The sequence below is a fragment of the Halomonas sp. AOP43-A1-21 genome, from assembly GCF_052376775.1.
Classification (GTDB): domain Bacteria; phylum Pseudomonadota; class Gammaproteobacteria; order Pseudomonadales; family Halomonadaceae; genus Vreelandella; species Vreelandella colorata.
Genome location: NZ_JBQSWC010000047.1, coordinates 1 through 17,384, shown reverse-complemented (window position 1 = coordinate 17,384; position 17,384 = coordinate 1). Strand labels below are relative to the sequence as shown.

At 53.2% G+C, this 17,384-nt stretch carries 18 protein-coding genes; 5 read left to right on the top strand and 13 right to left on the bottom strand.

The window, feature by feature from the left end; translation table 11 throughout:
• The 7 genes from ACT3R7_RS19265 to ACT3R7_RS19235 all read right to left on the bottom strand — a co-directional run.
• Nucleotides 1–379, bottom strand: a 379-nt coding sequence (locus ACT3R7_RS19265; protein ID WP_496199382.1) for a DUF3592 domain-containing protein, incomplete at its 3' end; no start/stop codon positions are given.
• 131 nt (nt 380–510) lie between these two features.
• On the bottom strand, nt 511–1,818 hold the full coding sequence (locus ACT3R7_RS19260) for a DUF945 family protein (protein WP_496199381.1): 1,308 nt from the start codon (nt 1,816–1,818) through the stop codon (nt 511–513).
• A gap of 159 nt (nt 1,819–1,977) precedes the next feature.
• Nucleotides 1,978–2,697 carry a ZIP family metal transporter gene (locus ACT3R7_RS19255; protein WP_417419846.1) on the bottom strand — a complete coding sequence of 240 codons (720 nt, stop codon included), beginning with the start codon at nt 2,695–2,697 and terminating at the stop codon, nt 1,978–1,980.
• A gap of 196 nt (nt 2,698–2,893) precedes the next feature.
• Nucleotides 2,894–3,412 (bottom strand): MgtC/SapB family protein, encoded by a 519-nt coding sequence (locus tag ACT3R7_RS19250; protein ID WP_192538218.1) that lies wholly within the window; start codon nt 3,410–3,412, stop codon nt 2,894–2,896.
• Nucleotides 3,413–3,701: 289 nt separating this feature from the next.
• Nucleotides 3,702–3,941 carry a hypothetical protein gene (locus ACT3R7_RS19245; RefSeq protein ID WP_417419845.1) on the bottom strand — a complete coding sequence of 80 codons (240 nt, stop codon included), beginning with the start codon at nt 3,939–3,941 and terminating at the stop codon, nt 3,702–3,704.
• A 13-nt stretch (nt 3,942–3,954) separates the two neighbouring features.
• Complete coding sequence (locus ACT3R7_RS19240; RefSeq protein ID WP_417419844.1) at nt 3,955–5,268, bottom strand: S8 family serine peptidase; 1,314 nt, start codon at nt 5,266–5,268, stop codon at nt 3,955–3,957.
• Nucleotides 5,269–5,429: 161 nt separating this feature from the next.
• Complete coding sequence (locus tag ACT3R7_RS19235; RefSeq protein ID WP_417419843.1) at nt 5,430–5,831, bottom strand: DUF2784 domain-containing protein; 402 nt, start codon at nt 5,829–5,831, stop codon at nt 5,430–5,432.
• Between the two features lie 467 nt (nt 5,832–6,298).
• On the opposite strand from ACT3R7_RS19235, the gene ACT3R7_RS19230 reads away from it, so the two are divergent.
• Nucleotides 6,299–7,729: a YfcC family protein gene (locus ACT3R7_RS19230; RefSeq protein ID WP_417419842.1), complete on the top strand. Its 1,431-nt coding sequence runs from the start codon at nt 6,299–6,301 to the stop codon at nt 7,727–7,729.
• 39 nt (nt 7,730–7,768) lie between these two features.
• On the opposite strand, the gene ACT3R7_RS19225 is transcribed toward ACT3R7_RS19230, so the two are convergent.
• Nucleotides 7,769–8,671, bottom strand: a complete 903-nt coding sequence (locus ACT3R7_RS19225; protein ID WP_417419841.1) for a LysR family transcriptional regulator — start codon at nt 8,669–8,671, stop codon at nt 7,769–7,771.
• Nucleotides 8,672–8,867: 196 nt separating this feature from the next.
• On the opposite strand from ACT3R7_RS19225, the gene ACT3R7_RS19220 reads away from it, so the two are divergent.
• The 4 genes from ACT3R7_RS19220 (at nt 8,868) to ACT3R7_RS19205 (ending at nt 13,208) form a co-directional block, all read left to right on the top strand.
• On the top strand, nt 8,868–10,286 hold the full coding sequence (locus tag ACT3R7_RS19220) for a M20 family metallopeptidase (protein ID WP_417419840.1): 1,419 nt from the start codon (nt 8,868–8,870) through the stop codon (nt 10,284–10,286).
• A gap of 6 nt (nt 10,287–10,292) precedes the next feature.
• The gene (kynA, locus tag ACT3R7_RS19215; protein WP_018915915.1) at nt 10,293–11,126 is read left to right on the top strand and encodes a tryptophan 2,3-dioxygenase; all 834 of its coding nucleotides are present in this window, start codon (nt 10,293–10,295) and stop codon (nt 11,124–11,126) included.
• A gap of 67 nt (nt 11,127–11,193) precedes the next feature.
• The gene (kynU, locus tag ACT3R7_RS19210) at nt 11,194–12,423 is read left to right on the top strand and encodes a kynureninase (protein WP_417419839.1); all 1,230 of its coding nucleotides are present in this window, start codon (nt 11,194–11,196) and stop codon (nt 12,421–12,423) included.
• Nucleotides 12,423–13,208: an alpha/beta hydrolase gene (locus ACT3R7_RS19205; RefSeq protein WP_417419838.1), complete on the top strand. Its 786-nt coding sequence runs from the start codon at nt 12,423–12,425 to the stop codon at nt 13,206–13,208. The genes kynU and ACT3R7_RS19205 overlap by 1 nt, the downstream gene beginning before the upstream one ends.
• Nucleotides 13,209–13,327: 119 nt before the next feature.
• On the opposite strand, the gene ACT3R7_RS19200 is transcribed toward ACT3R7_RS19205, so the two are convergent.
• From ACT3R7_RS19200 to ACT3R7_RS19180, 5 genes are all read right to left on the bottom strand, one after another.
• Nucleotides 13,328–13,753: a DoxX family protein gene (locus ACT3R7_RS19200; RefSeq protein ID WP_417419974.1), complete on the bottom strand. Its 426-nt coding sequence runs from the start codon at nt 13,751–13,753 to the stop codon at nt 13,328–13,330.
• Nucleotides 13,737–14,510, bottom strand: a complete 774-nt coding sequence (gene map / locus ACT3R7_RS19195; RefSeq protein ID WP_496199380.1) for a type I methionyl aminopeptidase — start codon at nt 14,508–14,510, stop codon at nt 13,737–13,739. The genes ACT3R7_RS19200 and map overlap by 17 nt, the downstream gene beginning before the upstream one ends.
• Nucleotides 14,503–14,709, bottom strand: a complete 207-nt coding sequence (locus ACT3R7_RS19190) for a ParD-like family protein (RefSeq protein ID WP_192538209.1) — start codon at nt 14,707–14,709, stop codon at nt 14,503–14,505. The genes map and ACT3R7_RS19190 overlap by 8 nt, the downstream gene beginning before the upstream one ends.
• Nucleotides 14,710–14,905: 196 nt before the next feature.
• Nucleotides 14,906–16,180, bottom strand: coding sequence for an O-acetylhomoserine aminocarboxypropyltransferase/cysteine synthase family protein (locus ACT3R7_RS19185; protein ID WP_192538208.1), 1,275 nt, complete (start codon nt 16,178–16,180; stop codon nt 14,906–14,908).
• 124 nt (nt 16,181–16,304) lie between these two features.
• Nucleotides 16,305–17,342 (bottom strand): hypothetical protein, encoded by a 1,038-nt coding sequence (locus ACT3R7_RS19180; RefSeq protein WP_496199379.1) that lies wholly within the window; start codon nt 17,340–17,342, stop codon nt 16,305–16,307.
• Nucleotides 17,343–17,384 lie beyond the last annotated feature (42 nt).

Sequence of the window (17,384 nt, the reverse complement as noted above, 5' to 3'; positions counted from 1 at the left end):
TTAGGAAAAACAAGGCTCCCAATCCGCCCACGATAAGCGGCGCGCCCCATAACGAGAAAAAGCTTTTAAGCTTGGCATTGACTGGGTTACTCGGGTCGTACATAACCTCAACGCGCTGGCCTGGCGAATAGCTGGGCGGGTTACTGCCCGTCGTTGATAGAAACTCTATGGTTGAATTATTCTGGGACGTAAATTGAACAACGGGTCGGTAAGTAATCGAGTCTTCTGAGCGGGACCTTACAAGCTCAATTACCGTGCCTTCAGTAGTGACGGCCCCATCAAGAAAACTGCTTGAACTTTGATAAAAATAGAAAGCGCCGATGAGAAGTCCCAGACCCACAATAAGCGTCAGATACTTTACGATGGCAATGACACGCATATTTAGTCCTTTAAATAGAAATATATTGGCTCGTTCCTGGTTACTTGGTGCGACTTGCTTACCCGCTTCAGCGTCACCAAATTAGCACTACGCCACTCCATGTGGCGTAGTGCTTATGATTCAAGCCTTACTTACATCACCTCTTCACCATTAATAGTCAGGACGCCGTCTTGCCAGAGCAGCGTCTGCTCTTCAACGTCCGGATCGATTAACAAGGCATAAGGCATGGGAATGAGTGAAAGAACCATCTGAGGCGGCGTGGTTACGCTGATATCCAGGCTCAAGCGATTTTGAAGGTACTCTTGTGCCTCCAGTGTGCTCATAACATCTTGCGATGCCTGAAGCTGATTGGGTAACGGCAAACGGTTGTCCCATGAAGCGCTGTATAGCGCCTCCTTGGAAAGTTCTTCACCATCAAAGCGGATATCCGCCGTAATGCGGGGATTAAAATCGATACCCAGCATAGGCAGCGTAACGTGCGCTTCCAGCGGCTGGAACGCGATTGAGGGGCTCGCAATCAGTACATCATAGCCACTTTCGATAGCCTGGATCAGCAGTTCACGCTCTTCCTGCTCATCGCCGCGTACGTCGGCCTCTCCATACTCTGCACGCATGGCTTGCAACGGTGCATAGGCTTCCTGGAGCGCTTGAAATGCTGGCATATCCCAGCTCTTGGCATCCATATCAAGTGACAAGCTACCCATTGAGGTGCCGTCGGCGCCAATATCGGCTACCTTGAAACGTCCGCCTGAATTGACGATCTGGCTCTCACCCACGGATTCAGACTCGGCTTCTAGCTCAACGCCATCCATATAAACATTGATGCCCTGCGCTAAAAACTCAATTTTGGGTATTTCCAGGCGTTGATGTATCAGATTAGACGCTTTCTGGGCGTTGTTTTCAAAGCGCGGCGAAACAATCCGAAATGAGTCATTCTCGTTATTGACGACAATTTCACGCGCCTGACCGTTTACCTTCCAAACCTCTTCATCTTCAAGGTCAAGGTCCACTACCAAGTCGTGCAGAGTGCCGTCGAGTTCAACACCGCTTAACGAACCAGCCGTCAGCTGTCCCGTGACGGAGCTGCGAGTAGCGACCAGATCAACGTCGATGTCCCCGCGTAGAAACTGCTCGTTGGGATGAATCGTGCCGGTAATCGGGCTATTGATAATGCCGTGATCTACCAGCAGGTTTACCTGGGCATTGGCGTGTTCAATACCTTCCATACCGATCGTTGCTGTCGCCGTTGTATTGAGCAACGATTTATCGATCATGACGTCGCTTGCGTACCAGGAAACAGAATCATCCAGCTGCGCAAAGGTTTGGGTGAGCGCTTTTTCAACCTCATTACCCACTACCGCCTGGGCGCCTAGGTATCCCCCTGCCCCGAGTACTACAACGCCAGCAGCAGTCAAAATTAGTGTTTTAGTAGCAGGCATATTAGGATCCTTAATAACAATAATTATTAATTATCCTGCATTTAAAAATAAAAGCCCACTGCTAATTTAGCGTTATAGAAAGCGTTAGCGAAATACCCCCTATGTCGGGGAGTAAGGCTTCTAATAAAACGAACTTTCTAAACATTGCTCTGGGCGCTATTAGTTAGCAAGAAGCATCATGTTGCCAATTAAGCCAAGCATAAATCCAGCCACAGCGCCTATCGCAGGCATACCTTGATGTTCGATTTTTGACTCCGGTGCAATATCTTGAAAAACGAGATATAAAATTCCCGCGCTAGCGAACAACATTAACGCCCCCATCAGCACATCATACTGCGCCAGAATATAATAACCGGTTGCCGCCGAAATAGGGCCTACTAATGCTAAACCACTAAATGCCAATACGATCTTGTTGGAAGATAGTTGAGCACTACTATTTAACTCTTCATAAGCATTAAAGCCTTCAGGTAAGTTTTGTAAAACCATTAACATCGCGAGCAATAGCCCGGTACCTTCTCCTACAGCAAAGGCAGCACCCAAAGCAATAGCCTCTGGGATAAAATCGGACAACATGGCTACCAGCTGGCCTACCGAGCTATTAAGCTTATTTAAATAGGTATCCAATAAGTAAAAACATGCTCCACCAGCTGCAAAACATAAGGCCGCTGGTATAAGAGGCAGTTTGCTAGCGCCCTCCGGCACTAATACCAAGGCAACCGCTGAAACGAGCGCGCCACCGCCAAAGGCGACTATAAAATGTCGCCAGGCAGAGCCTAAAAAAGAAGGGTGGACCAGATCAAACTTCGCCAATAATGCACCAGCAGGCATAGCGGCCCCTGCCATTAACGATAAAAGAAGGATATACGTAATTTCAGCCATATGATGTTAGATAAACCTTTTGTGCATTGGTGTGTTCGGCATTTCATACTGGAGCTTTCGCAGTGGATTTACGCTTGGATGCTCTGCAAGAGGTGGTGCGAGCAAGGCATACTATCCATTACCCCACCGCATCCGCCAATGCCGAATCACGATTAACATTTTATTCTACTGATGTTGCATATTTGATAAAACAACGTCATTTCATACCAGGGCTATCTTCATTCGATTCTGGCCGCTCAGCCTTTTTCTTGGTGATGGTACGCGAAAAGAATGGCACCACGTAAAGCACTACCCAAGCCAGCAATGTACACACCACTGCCGTTTGCTCGCGCCCGAGGCCAACGGCCATTCCTATAGCTGCTGTAAACCAAATACCGGCCGCGGTAGTAAGTCCTGTAGCAAACAAGTCATTCTGACGGGTGATGATGCTGCCAGCACATAGAAACCCAATCCCGCTAACCACCCCCTGGATGACTCGACTCATGTCCGCATCAGAAATGCCTGCTTGCTGCGGAATTAATACAAAGACCGCCGCCCCCATACATACAAGCATGTGAGTACGTATTCCAGCCGGCTTGCCGCTCTGTTCACGCTCAAGTCCCAAGAGACCGCCCAGTAAAGCAGCCATTAGCAACCGAACGACCACAATTATAAATTCACCCAGATCATTAAAATCAGAAAATTCAGATATAACGATTGTGCGCACAAACTCCATTGCTTCGGCCCTGTAGTCAACACATTCTTAATGGGCAGCTTCCGGCTCTTTTAACAATCTACTGCAACCGTGAAGTGCCGCCTTAATGGTGGCAATATCGATTTTTCTGCATTATCGCCTTAAATTCGCGCTTGGCAGCGGCGGAGATTGGGTCGCTCCTATGCTGACCCGTTTCGTCCTGCTCATTGATTAAGACCTGAAAAGAAAATGCCCCGCTACGCGTAAACTCAGGCCCACCTTAAGCCTGAGACACGCAGTTTTTTGCTAGCCCCAACAACGGCTTGAGGAGTTACCAGGTCTCATCAGCACCTGGCGGGCCTATATTGAGCTGCATGTCAGGGGCGATATCCACCACCCCTTCAATCTTTTTAAGCCGCTCAGCGGTAACATCATCTGCAGACCCGGTAATACACCCAATCTCCTCAAGCACATCTCTAATGGTGAGGCCTTCATCGCTGAGGCGCGAGGCTATTTCATTAATCGATTGATCTTCAGAAATGGTAATTATCCAAAGCGCTATCGTCGGCATCGACCAACCTCGTTTAGGGTGCTTGTACCAACCCGGCCCCGACGCGGGAATCGGAGGACGGTAAGGGCTTTGCAGAATCCAGTAACCGCTGCCAGAGCTTCATACCCCGCAGCGAGGCATCGGACTCTGCCCAGAGTGCGGCACAGCCTGCTACGTGGGGCGTCGCCATGCTGGTTCCGCTAATCGTTTTATGATGTACCGGCCGGGGCCAGGATGAAAAAATATCGCCCCCAGGCGCGGCAATTTCGATTTTTCCTGCGTTCGAAAAGCTTGAGGGCTTCAAGTTAGCGTCGATCGATGCAACCGACATGATAGTAGGTGAGTTGGCAGGCGCTCCGGTGTGGGTAGAGGAGTTTCCTGCAGCGGCAATAATCAGGCAGTCTTTACGCAGTGCCGCCGCGCCAGCGTGGGTATAGGCAGCTTGCACGGGGCTTTGGCTACCCAGCGACATTGAGATGACTTCGCAGCGATTGGCGATGGCCCAATTCATGCCGGCAAGCACCCCCGCCCCTGTACTGCTACCCGAGTTGGTGAGCACCTTGCCAACGAGCACCTGCGAATCGAATGCGATACCGTAGCGCGGCGCGCTTTCGAGAGGCTTTTTGGGTCCACAGGCCGTGCCGATACAGTGCGTACCATGACCATTGATATCCTGAACCGGCTCACCGGCGAATGAGCGGGTAATAAACTCTCTGCCCACAAAGTCAGGATGGCCAAGATCCATTCCAGTATCCAGCACAGCCACTTTAATGCCAGCCCCACTCCATCGGCTCTGTAAAACGTTGCACTGAATCAAACCCCAAGTAGCCTCAAACTCACCAGGCTCAGGCGTGTTTTGGGCTTCATCCAGATCAAAATCAGCGCCAAGGTCGCGAGCAATCGTACTTGCGGCGCGCAAAAAACCGCGCAGATACTCTGAATTTTCCGAGAAGGCAAAATACTCGGGCTCAATAATTTCTATGGGGCTATCCGCTGAGATAGGATCGTTGAGACTCATCCCATGCAGCTGTAAGGCATCACCGCCAACCAGCGCAACCCCAAGCTCCGGAAACACCATCGCCTCCGCATCACCAGCTTCTTCCAAACTGACAGCTTGGTCAGCAAAGTCACGCGCGTCGGCCACCCGAAAGTTTTGAGCCTTGAGCGACTTGATTCCCTCTTCAACTCGTCCTTCACGATAACTGATCAAAAAGCGCCCGGTTTCAAGACAGCAACTTCCGCGCGCCAATGCTGCCAACAAAAGTTTTTCGGTGCCACACGAAACCGAAGCATTTGCCCCGCGTTCGCCAGAAGACGTACTGCTACTACCTTGAGGTTTTTTAGCCATCCCAGGCCCCTTTTCCGTTGAGCGTTAAAGCATTGTTTTCAGCTTAACGTACCTATTGATCTTCGCCAGATAGATTTCAAATAGTTAAAGCCGCTCAAACAAAAAGTGGTTTACGGCTAGCGTTCCACACACTTTCACTGAAAACAGGCACTGCGCAACGTTCAGTGAACGCGTCGGTTGGGTCGCACGACCAACCAACTGGCGACTACCAAGCTGCCGAACACCGTATACACCACAACAAATACCCACTCTGGAGCGGTGTAGTAAAGCAGGTGCTGCAACCAGTGCTGAATGAAAGAACCAGCATAGGTTGCTGTACCAGCCTCTGCTCTCAATGTCATTTCCCACGTGGTGAGTGGGCAAACGATGCCCAACCAGGACTGCATCACCACGTACCCAATGGCGGACAAATGTAAGATACGAAACGTTTTGTTGCGCACCCACTGCCACCTTAAAAAATAGTCCACATAAATAGCCAGCAACCCCAAGACGACAAAAGCAACGAACAGCACATGAACGACTAATATCGTGTCGGCCAGGAGTAAAAGTAATGAAGGGGGCATATCCCTCCTGAATCATTAAGCGCGTGAGGTAAAAATGATGGTGAGCGATCAAAGTATCTCATCGATGTGACCTTAGCGAACGCACACAGCCAATATTGTTCGCTTTGTGTGCATCTACCTTTGATAACGTCAGTGTAGTGTCGGCAAGCTTTCCTCAAGGGGCGCTTGCGTAATAACTCATCAGGATAGCGTAATGCCCATCATTTAATGCAACTAGATCATACAGCCCCTCTCCTTGCCGAAAATAGAAAGCACATTTGTTTTATTTACAATTGTCCGCCTGTGGCTTCCTTGGTAGCTTGATTTTCAAACAACCATACAATGGCAAAGCCGTTCACAAGCGTATTGACGACGCATGTTAACGACGCAAGATCTGGCACTATGACCGGCCAAAACGCGCCCTAAATACGCCTCTCTACGCAAGCCGTAACCATTAAAATGACAATCCTCTGAAAGTGGAGATCCTCATGTCCTCAAAGACCCCCCCAGGCGAGGCAGGCGCTAAGCGAGTCAAGAAAAAGCTGCCCATGCCGGATGTGTTTATCATCCTGTTCGGCTTCATGATCCTGGTCTTGCTGGCCTCCTATATCATTCCTGCCGGCACCTATGAGCGCAGTACCGCCAACGGCCTGACCCAGGTGGCCACCGACAGCTTTCGCTACATCGAGGCTGCGCCGCTAAACGTAATGGATCTGTTCACCGCCATCCATAACGGACTGGTAGCGGCGTCCACGCTGGTCTTTCTTATCCTGATCGTGGGTGGCGTGCTGAAAGTCATCGAGTCTACCGGGGCGATCAGCGCGGGGATTTACCGTTTGCTCAATTTGGCGCAAGGTCGGCAGAACCTGCTTATCTTCGTCTACTGCGCCACCTTTGCAACGCTTGCCTCGGTGGGCGTGGGGGCCAATCTGGCGATCGCGTTTATTCCTATCGGTCTGATTCTGGCCCGCTCAATGAAGCTTGATCCTATCGTTGGGGTCGCGATCATCTTTCTAGGCTCCTACGCCGGTTTTGGCGCTGGCGTGTTCGACCCCACCGTGACCGTCACCGGCCAGACCATTGCCGAGCTTCCGCTGTTTTCAGGCTTCATGTACCGCGCGGCGATCTTTGTAGTCTTCCTGGCGATTACCGCCGCTTACATCTGCCACTACGCCAAGCGTATCAAGCAAGACCCAAGCTTAAGCGTGATGGGCGCCGAGGCATTCGAAAGCGCGGGCCACGATAGCCAAATGGATGCCTACCCGACCTTTACCCTTACCCATAAGCTTGTGCTGGCACTGTTCCCCCTGGCCATCGGCTTCTTCCTGTTCGGCGCCTTCAATCGGGACTGGGGTATTCCTCAGCTTTCCGCCACCTTTATCATGCTGGGTATCGTCACAGCGTTCATCGGGCGGATCTCTCCCAACGCCTTTATCAAACGCCTGATGAACGGCGCAGGTGAAGTGATGTACGGTGCGCTGGTAGTCGGCGTGGCGGCAGCGGTCATTGTGCTGCTAAAACAGGCTCAGTTGATCGACACCCTGGTGCACAGCGTGGCTACTTCGCTGGATGGCCACGGCAAGATCGTCGCGATGGAGCTGCTTTATGTGTTCAACCTGGTCTTCAACGGGCTGATCACTTCCGGCACCGGCCAGGCGGCGATCGTCATGCCAATCATGGTGCCGATTGGCGATATGCTGGAAGTTACCCGCCAGGCCACCTTCATTACCTTCAAACTGGGCGATGCGGTCACCAATATCATCACCCCGCTTTCCGGCACGCTGATGGCCTGCCTTGCCATCGCGCGGATCTCCTACGTCGAGTGGTTCAAGTTTGCCCTGCCCCTGGTCGCGATCTGGATCGTGACCGGTGGCGTGTTCGTGGCGGTGGCCGTGGGCATCAATTACGGCCCTTTCTAAAGAGCCACTGGTAACTCAGACGGCGAAGGCGGCAGGCCACTACAAACAGGCCGCCTTCAGCCGCGCTTCAAGAAAGGTTAAAAAAGCGTCGATATGCTCAGGCATATGGCGCTCTGCCATCACTTGTACCTGAAGGCTTCTTAACGATAGCTGCGGTTCCTGAAGCGGTTTCAACACCAGGCCTTCACTGTGCGTTTTACCACTGACCGCGACGGCACTACACAGGCCAATCATGTTCGGATGCTCGCATACCATGGTGTAAGTGGCACCCAGTGAATCGCAGGAGAAGCTGGGGTGGACCTTGATGCCCGACAGGCTGCACGCCACATCGAATAGATAGCGCATGGTCGAGCCGTTCAGCGACATGGTCAGCGGATAGTGGCTTAGGTCTTCCACATAAAGGGCTTCCCTATCAGCCAGCGGATGATGCTGTGACATCAGCGCGCCAATCGCTGCGCTATGGCTGGAAACCACCTGGATGCCGATATCCGGCGAGAGGCTGAACGTCAGGGCGATATCCGCCGCTCCTTCTTTTACAAGCTCTGAAGCGCGTACTGAATCAACCACCTGCAGATCAAATCGGGTATCGGGATAGTGGCTGATAAACCCTGAGATGACGCTGGGTAGAAAGTGCCAAGCCATGCCATCGGGGCAGGCAACGCTGATTTTACGCTGCTGGCGTGTAGTGACATCCTGCATCTGGGTGATGACGCTTTCCACCTCCAGCTGGTTACGCAGCGCATAGGCTTGCAGCAGCCTGCCCGCTTCGGTCAGTTGCATACCCCGGGGCTGGCGGTCGAACAGTTTAAGGCCCAGGCGCTGCTCAAGATTAGTGATCTGGCGGCTCACCGCCGAGACGGCAACGTGCAGCTCTTCCGCGGCAGCAGAAAGCGAGCCGGTTTTGGCTACGCTATGAAAATAGCGCAAGTTGAGTTCCTGCATATTGCCTCCTGGCTTATCCGTTACTGACAGGCGCAACCGGCAGGCATTAGCGCAGGTTGAACGTGAACACGGCTTCCAATAATTAGAAAGACTATTTGAGATATTAATGATGGTAGCAAGGCGCGGCAAGATTTAGTCTCTGGGTGAGAGATTTTCCCGCACCGCTTTTCTGCAATGACAACGACAAGGGCAGTTAATGGATAGATCACTTTCAGGACGCGAACGCGCCTTAAAACTGGCCACTGACACACTCACCGACGGCACCTTTTACGACACATTGGCGCGCCGGGTAGCCATGAAAACGGTAAGCCAGGACCCCGCCCGTCAAGCCACGTTGCACGATTACCTGACCCAGGAAATGGTGCCGCTTTTAAGCAAGCTGGGGTTTGCCTGTGACATCATTGATAACCCTCAGCCCGGCCGCCCGCCGCTGCTGATCGGCCAGCGCATCGAAGACCCAGCCTGCTCGACGCTGCTGCTCTATGGTCATGGCGATGTCACCGATGGCCAGGAAACAACCTGGGCCGAGGGCATTGACCCTTGGACGCTGACCTTTATCGATGGCCGCGTTTACGGGCGCGGCACGGCGGACAACAAGGGTCAGCACAGCGTTAACCTCGCAGCGCTTGAAGCGGTCATCAAGGCGCGCGATGGCAAGCTTGGCTACAACGTCAAGATCCTGTTCGAGATGAGCGAAGAAATCGGCTCGCCCGGGCTTGAGGAGACCTGCCTTGCCTATCAAGAAGCCCTTGCGGCGGATCTGTTTCTAGCCTCCGACGGCCCGCGCATCCGTGCCGATATGCCCACGCTGTTTTTGGGCTCCCGCGGTGTGGTGCAGTTCAAGCTTGGGTTAAATACCGGCAACGGCGGTCGCCACTCCGGTAACTGGGGCGGAGTGATCACCAACCCGGCCGTGGTGCTGTGTAACGCCATCGCCACACTGTTATCAAACGAGGGACGCATTCAGGTCGATTTTCTCAAAGCGCCCGCGATTACCGAAGAACTCGCCCAGCTGATTCGTGAGCTGCCGGTAGGCGGTGACAGCACTGATCCTGCCATCAACAAAAATTGGGGCGAAAAGGGTCTGACCAACGGCGAACGCCTGTATGGCACCAACACTCTGGAAATCCTGGGCATGAGCGCAGGCCGAACGGACAAGCCGGTAGGCGCGATTCCCGCCAACGCCGAAGCGGTCTTGCAGCTGCGATTCGTGAAGGGCTCCGCATGGCAGGCATTGGAGGAGAACCTGCGCGCGCACCTGGATGCCCATGGCTATGGCGATCTCACGCTTGAGATGCTGGGCGGCTACGCTGCCACACGGCTTGACCCCAGCCACCCCTGGGTCGGCTTCGTGGCGGAATCGGCGCAGAAAAGCCTGGGTCAGCCTGCACACATTCTGCCCAACCTGGGCGGCACGATTCCCAACCACTGTTTTTCTGATGCGCTGAACCTGCCCACGGTATGGCTGCCCCACTCCTACCCCTCATGCAATCAGCACGCGCCCGACGAGCACCTGCTTGAAAACGTGGTCGAGCAGGGATTAAAAATGGCGGCTGGCGTATTCTGGGATCTAGGCGAAGCCCAGGCGCATACACTTACTACTCAAAAGGCGTGATCAACAATGACAACACCCAAGAACAGCGTCGATAACGAAGCCATCCACTGGGACCAGGACATCAGCTACGGCCAGTACCTGGACCTTGAGCCGTTGTTGGCTTGCCAGAACCCAGCGTCTGATCAGCACGATGAATTACTCTTCATCGTCATCCACCAGGTATCGGAGCTCTGGATCAAACTCTGCCTGCATGAAGCCCACGCGGCGGCCCAGCATATCGCCGCCGACAACCTCAGCCCGGCCTTTAAGATGCTAAGCCGCGTATCTCGAATTCAAGAGCAGCTAATCAAAGCCTGGGAAGTACTGGTCACCATGACCCCGGCCGATTACGCCAGCTTCCGGGATAGCCTGGGGCAGAGTTCAGGCTTTCAGTCCTATCAGTATCGCGAGATTGAGTTTCTGCTGGGCAACAAGAACGCCAAGCTGATCGAAGCGCATCGCGCCAAGCCGCGACACTATCAAAAACTGACCGAAGCGCTTAACTCACCCAGTATTTACGATGTTGTGCTTCAATTGCTTGGTCGGCGTGGTTTTGCCATTCCCGCTGACAAAATCGAACGCGACTGGAGCATCCCCTACTCGCCGAGTAGCGAAGTAGAAGCAGCCTGGATGGAGATCTACCGCAATAGTGAAAAGCACTGGGATTTATACGAGCTTGCCGAAAAGCTTGTGGATGTCGAATTCAACTTCCAGCGCTGGCGGTTCAGTCACATGAAAACGGTAGAACGTATTATTGGCTACCGACGCGGCACCGGTGGATCGTCTGGTGTGAACTACCTGGTCAAGGCGCTGGACCTTCAGTTTTTCCCCGAACTCTGGAGTGTAAGAACGTCTGTGTAAGGGCACATGCCTAATGACGCTTCCCCTTTTTCATGAGTAACGATTTTCGTTTTGCTGGAGTACCAAGATGCGCGTGAGCCTGGATAACGTTCGTGAAATGGATCGCCAAGACCCCTTGGCGGATTTCAAACGTCGCTTTGCCCTGCCCGAGGGCGTGCTCTACCTGGATGGCAACTCGCTGGGTGCTCAGCCGGTAGCCGCCAAACAAGCGGTAGATGACACGCTGGACCAGTGGCGTACCCAACTGATCAAAGGCTGGAACCAGGGCTGGTTCGATGCCCCCGAACGCCTGGGTAACCTTCTGGCCCCGGTTATCGGTGCCCAGGATGGTGAAGTGGTGGTGACGGACAATATCACGCTCAATATCTTCAAGTTGCTGGGGTATATTTTGGACAAGCGCCAGGATGAACGGCGTATCGTACTCAGCGAAGGCGGCAACTTCCCCACTGATGCTTATATTGCCCAGGGCTATTGCCGGGTCAGTGGCAATGAACACCGCTTCTTGCCCGAAAGCGGCAACTTGGCAGAACATCTGGATGGCGTGGCCGTTGTGGTACTTAGCCAGGTCAACTACCGCACCGGCCAGCTGCGGGATATGGCCGCCACCACACAGCTGGTACACGCGCATGGCGCCGAGATCATCTGGGACTTAGCTCACTCGGCCGGTGCCCTGCCTATCGACCTTAACGGTGCGGGCGCACGCTATGCGGTCGGCTGCACCTATAAGTACTTGAACGGTGGCCCTGGCGCGCCGGCATTTCTTTATGTGCATCGCGATCATCTGGACAGCACCTGGCAGCCGCTTTCGGGCTGGCATGGGCATACCTCGCCTTTCGCTTTTCAGGCCGATTACACCCCTGCCAATGACATCTCTCGCTTCCGTACCGGCACCCACTCGGCCCTTATCTACTCAGCCCTTGAAGCCTCGCTTAGCATGTGGGCCGAGGTTGATATGCAGGCCCTGCGTGATAAAAGCCTCGCCCTGAGTAATCTGTTCCGTGAGTGCCTGGAAGATATCTTTGCAGCGCATGGCATCGAAGATCTTACCCCCACAGCCAGCCAACGTGGCAGCCAGGTATCGTTGATCGACGGTGAAAACGGCTACGCCATTGTGCAGGCGCTGATCGCCCGTGGCGTCATTGGCGACTACCGCGAACCCGGCTTGATGCGCTTCGGCTTCACCCCGCTGTATTTAAGCTACGAGGATGTCTGGCAGGCCGCGCAGCACTTCCGCGAGGTTGTCGAAAGCGGCGAATATCAGGACCCGCAGTTTCATATTCGTGGCGCCGTCACCTAATGCCAGAGCTGATGCCAGAACTGATGACAGAGCTAACGCTGGATCTCGCCTACTCGCCGAGTCATTTCGCGACGGATTTTGAAGCCACTCTCACGCGCCAGGCAGCTGCCGGACACGCGTTAAGAGCCCGCCATCAGCCGATGGCGTTGAGCTATGGCGATGATCCGGCGGCGTGTCTGCACCTGTTTATTCCACCCGGGGAAGGCCCCTGGCCGTTGATGGTCTTCATTCACGGCGGCTACTGGCAGGAGCTTGATCACACCGCGACTGATTTTCTGGCCGAGCACTATATGGAAAGGGGCATGGCGTTTGCCTCCATTGGCTATGGCTTAGCCCCCACCACCACGATCGATACCATGATCGCTCAGTGCGTTCAGGGCCTTGAAGCGGCGTATCATGCGCTTGAAGACAACGGTGGAACCTGGTCCATCACACTCGGTGGCCATAGCGCAGGCGCTCAGTTGGCTTACTGGGTAGCCGTTAGCGGCAAAGTGCCTATTGATAAGCTGGTGCTGGTTAGCGGCGTTTATGACCTTACGCCACTGGTCGATACCTACGTTAATAAACCTTTGGGTTTAACCCAAACGCAGGCACAAGCACTCAGCCCGCAGTTTGGCGAGTTGGCCAAGCTGCCGCCCAGCCAGATAGTGATTGCTGAAAATGATCCGCCCACGTTTCACCAGCAGGGGCACAATTTTATAGCGCTGCTACGCGCAGCCAACGTTCAGGCAGAGCTGGTTGAGCTGCCTGGGTGTGATCACTTTGATGTGTTGGAGTATTTGTAAGATATTGCCGCGCTAAGCTTTGTACGAAAAATGACAATGAAAACGCCAGAGTTTGCTATAACAGCTATGACGGCGTGGAACCTGTTTTTAGCGCCGGCCTGTATTCAACCTTATTGCCTCTACCCGCTCTGGCGCTTTTCAGGCGTGATAGCCCACCAAACAAACCAGACAAATAGAAACTGCAGGGGCAAACGGATATATAACAGCAGCGCAGGTATATCGGGATATTGCTCAGGATATAGCGCCATATGTATGTTGGCCGGGTAAACAGCAATAATTAAGACAATCAAGCCACACCCTGCCAGAAACCGGGTTTTGGGAACCAGGATTCCAATGGCACCGAGCAACTCAAAAACACCGCTGATAAGCACCAGCTCTTTGTGATAGCCCAGATAATCGGGCATCGCCATTACAAAGAAATCTGTTAAGACAAAATGGGCGATGCCACCCGACAAGAAAAACAAGGCGATGATCAGCAACGGTATTCTTGGCATAGGTCGTCCTGCATCGCCAGGTTGATTTAGGCTATTAAAGGCATTCTTCATCACGCAGCGTCAGCACCTCGACACCCTCTGCAGTAACCGCAACCGTATGCTCCCACTGCGCGGATAATGTCTTGTCGCTGGTCACTACCGTCCAGCCATCTTTCTTGGTTTTTATCTTGGCTTTGCCCTGGTTAATCATGGGCTCAATGGTAAACACCATGCCTTGTTTTAATACCAGCCCTTTACCCGGCTTGCCGTAATGCAGCACTTCGGGCTCTTCATGCATTTCGCGGCCAATGCCGTGGCCACAGTAGTCACGCACTACCGAGTAGCCGTTCTGTTCCGCATGCTGCTGAATCGCGTGGCCTACATCGCCAAGCGTTGCCCCCGGTTTAACGGCGCGGATGCCTTCCCACATGGCCTCATAGGTTTTATCGACCAAGCGTTTTGCGATGGGTTTTACATCGCCTACCAGGTACATCTTACTTGAATCGGCAATAAACCCATTCTTCTCAAGTGTGATATCGACGTTAACAATATCGCCGGATTTAAGCGCCTGCGCTTCAGAAGGAACGCCATGACACACCACATGATTCACAGACGCATTCAGCACATATTGATAGTCATATTGCCCTTTGCTGGCGGGGCGAGCTTTTAACTCATCAACGATATAGCGCTCGGCCCAATCATTGATCTGCATGGTGGTAGCACCCGGCACGATCAGTGCATCGAGATAGCTGAATACAGACGCGAGCAAACGCCCGGCTCCGCGCATCAACATCAGCTCTTGTTCATTTTTGAGTACTACGTTAGCCACCGATCACCTTCCTTACCTCAATGTCCGCCTGCTTCATCTGCTCGCGCATGATGTCAGAGAAGGTCATGCCCGGGTTGGCTTCCGCCAGCATGCCTACCTTAATCCAATATTCCGCCTGCGCATTGATCGAGCGCACCATGACTGAACTGGCTTTACGAATATCTTCGTGAAGCTGGTCGTTGATTTTTACGATGCCCATGGCAAACCTGCTATATATGAAACGTATATAAAGCATATATTGGATATAAGTAAGCGACAAGCGGCTTAGGCTGTGGCTAAGATTTTAAGCAGGTTTTCTTAGAAGCCGACCTGCTTGTGCAAAGGATTCACGAGTGTATCGAGAAACACGCGCCGGGAGTTATCATCCTAGCGACCCAGCGCGCTAAAACACACCGCTAGTTTTGAGAAGTCGCTAACGCCTGATCGATATCAGCGATCAGATCATCAATATGCTCGATACCTATCGACAGCCGCACCATATCAGGAGTGACGCCTGCCGCTTTTAGCTCTTGATCATTCAACTGACGATGCGTAGTAGACGCTGGAATAGAGGAGCAACTCTTGGCATCACCGATATTCACTAGCCGCAGAATAAGCGCCAATGCATCATAAAAACGCTCGCCAGCGGCTTGGCCGCCCTTAATACCAAAGCTAAGGATGCCCGAAGCATGGCCGTACATATAGCGCTGCGCTAACGCATTATCTGGATGGCTTTCCAGGCCAGCGTAGTGCACCCACGCCACCTGGGGATGATTTTCCAAGTGCTTTGCCACGGCCAGCGCGTTAGCGCAGATACGCTCAATCCTGAGTGACAACGTTTCCAGCCCCTGAAGAAGGTTCCAGGCCGCCTGAGCGGATAGCGCGGCTCCCATATTGCGTAACGGCACTACCCGGGCACGGGTAATAAAGGCCGCATCGCCAACATCTTGGGTATAGCTAACGCCGTGGTAGGAGACATCCGGTTCATTAAGCATCGGGAATCGGCGGGCATTTTCCGCCCACGGAAATTTGCCCGAATCGACAATGACGCCGCCCACTGTGGTGCCGTGGCCGCCAATATATTTGGTTGCCGAATGGATGACGATATCCGCTCCATGCTCAATTGGCCGACATAGAAACGGTGTGGCAGTGGTGTTATCCACGATGACCGGTATTCCGTGACGGTGAGCGACATCGGCGAGCGCACGCAGATCAACAACGCCGCCAGAGGGGTTGCCAATGCTTTCGCAAAAAACCGCTTTAGTGCGCTCATCAAACAACGCTTCGATGCCTGCTATGTCGTCTTTATCGACAAAGCGCACCTGAATACCCTGGCGCGGTAGCGTGTGCGCAAACAGATTATAAGTGCCACCGTACAGCTCGCTAATGGAGACGATGTTGTCGCCCGCTTCGGCGATAGTTTGAATGGCATAGGTGATCGCCGCCATCCCCGATGCAACCGCCAAGCCCGCAAGGCCGCCTTCCAGCGCAGCCACACGTTGCTCCAGCACGGCGCAGGTAGGATTCATAATGCGAGAATAGATATTTCCTTCCACTTTCAGATCAAATAGATCCGCTGCATGCTGGGCACTATCAAATGAAAACGAGGTAGTCTGATGAATCGGCACCGCAACGGCGTTTTGTGAATCAGCCGTGTATCCATGATGGAGGGCAATAGTTTCAGGTTTCATAAGGCAGCTCCTAAAAAAGGTAGCCCTGATCTTAGTGAAGCTTAAGCGAGCGGGCCAACGTCGTTTAGTCGAAGGCTCAGCCGGGGTTTAGACGTTAAGCAGCTAAATAAGAGTTTTCCTAGGGTTAAGACACGTGAAGCAACGTATAAGGCGCTTCGCAGGCGTGTCGTTCATCGCGCTCATCAATACTACCAAGCCCCAAGTGCCGATCATTATCATAAGCCACAAACAGGCGATCATGATCCAATACGGCAAGCCCTTCGGCCTTATGCTCAAACTCCAACGGCAATCCCGCAGGCGTAGTCACAAGAGTGGGTACGCGGCGCGCGCGAAAATCACCCAGGCTGACTTCCCACAAGTATCCGCCGATGCGCTCTTCACCGGCTTTCTCAACCTCGAAACTGTTTAGTAGATAAATACGTCCGTGATAGGGGTCATATTCCAGGCTCGACAGGCCGCAATCAAAACGGACCTCGGGATGGCTGCCTGGGTCGAAGGCATAGTGCTCACGCATTTCATCAATAAACACTAAATTGCCACTGTCGCTAATCTGGTAATGGGCGCCCACGATACGGCTCACATAGGTAAAATCATCATGCGACTGCCCCTGCTCACGAATACCAAACAGCAGTAAGCCATCTCCGTGCTCCCCGGGAACCGCGGCCAGCCCTTCGATCTTGTAGTAGGGGAAACCTATCGCTTGATCGAGCTTCATTCGCAGCTCCAAAGAGCCTTCCACGCCATCCCGCGGGTCAGGGTCGACCACCTGCACCTTGTCAGGCTCGCCCAGCGGCCATATCAGCAAGTGATTGTAGTCATTAAGGTCATGGCTTTGACTGTCGATACGATCAAAGCCTGTGGTGGCCAGAACATGATGTCCATCCGCCGTCAGGGAGAGATCCTCGTACTTGATAGCCTGTTTAATCAACGGCATGGTGAAGTACTCAAGCTGACGGTCATCCGGGCCCTGCCCGGTCATCGGCATGGCAAACATCGCCGAGCGCTCCTCCCCCGGTATCGGCTTATCACTGGCTAAAATAAGCCGCTTACCGTCATAAAGCACGGCAGACACCTCGGCATTAACCAAGTTGCCTTGATCATCGCGCAGTCCCGCAGGAAAACAGTGGATCGTGCCCTGCTGCAAAATGGTCGCGTGCGTCATGGTAAAAGGATCTCCCGACTGCTGAAAGTAACAAGCAGCTTA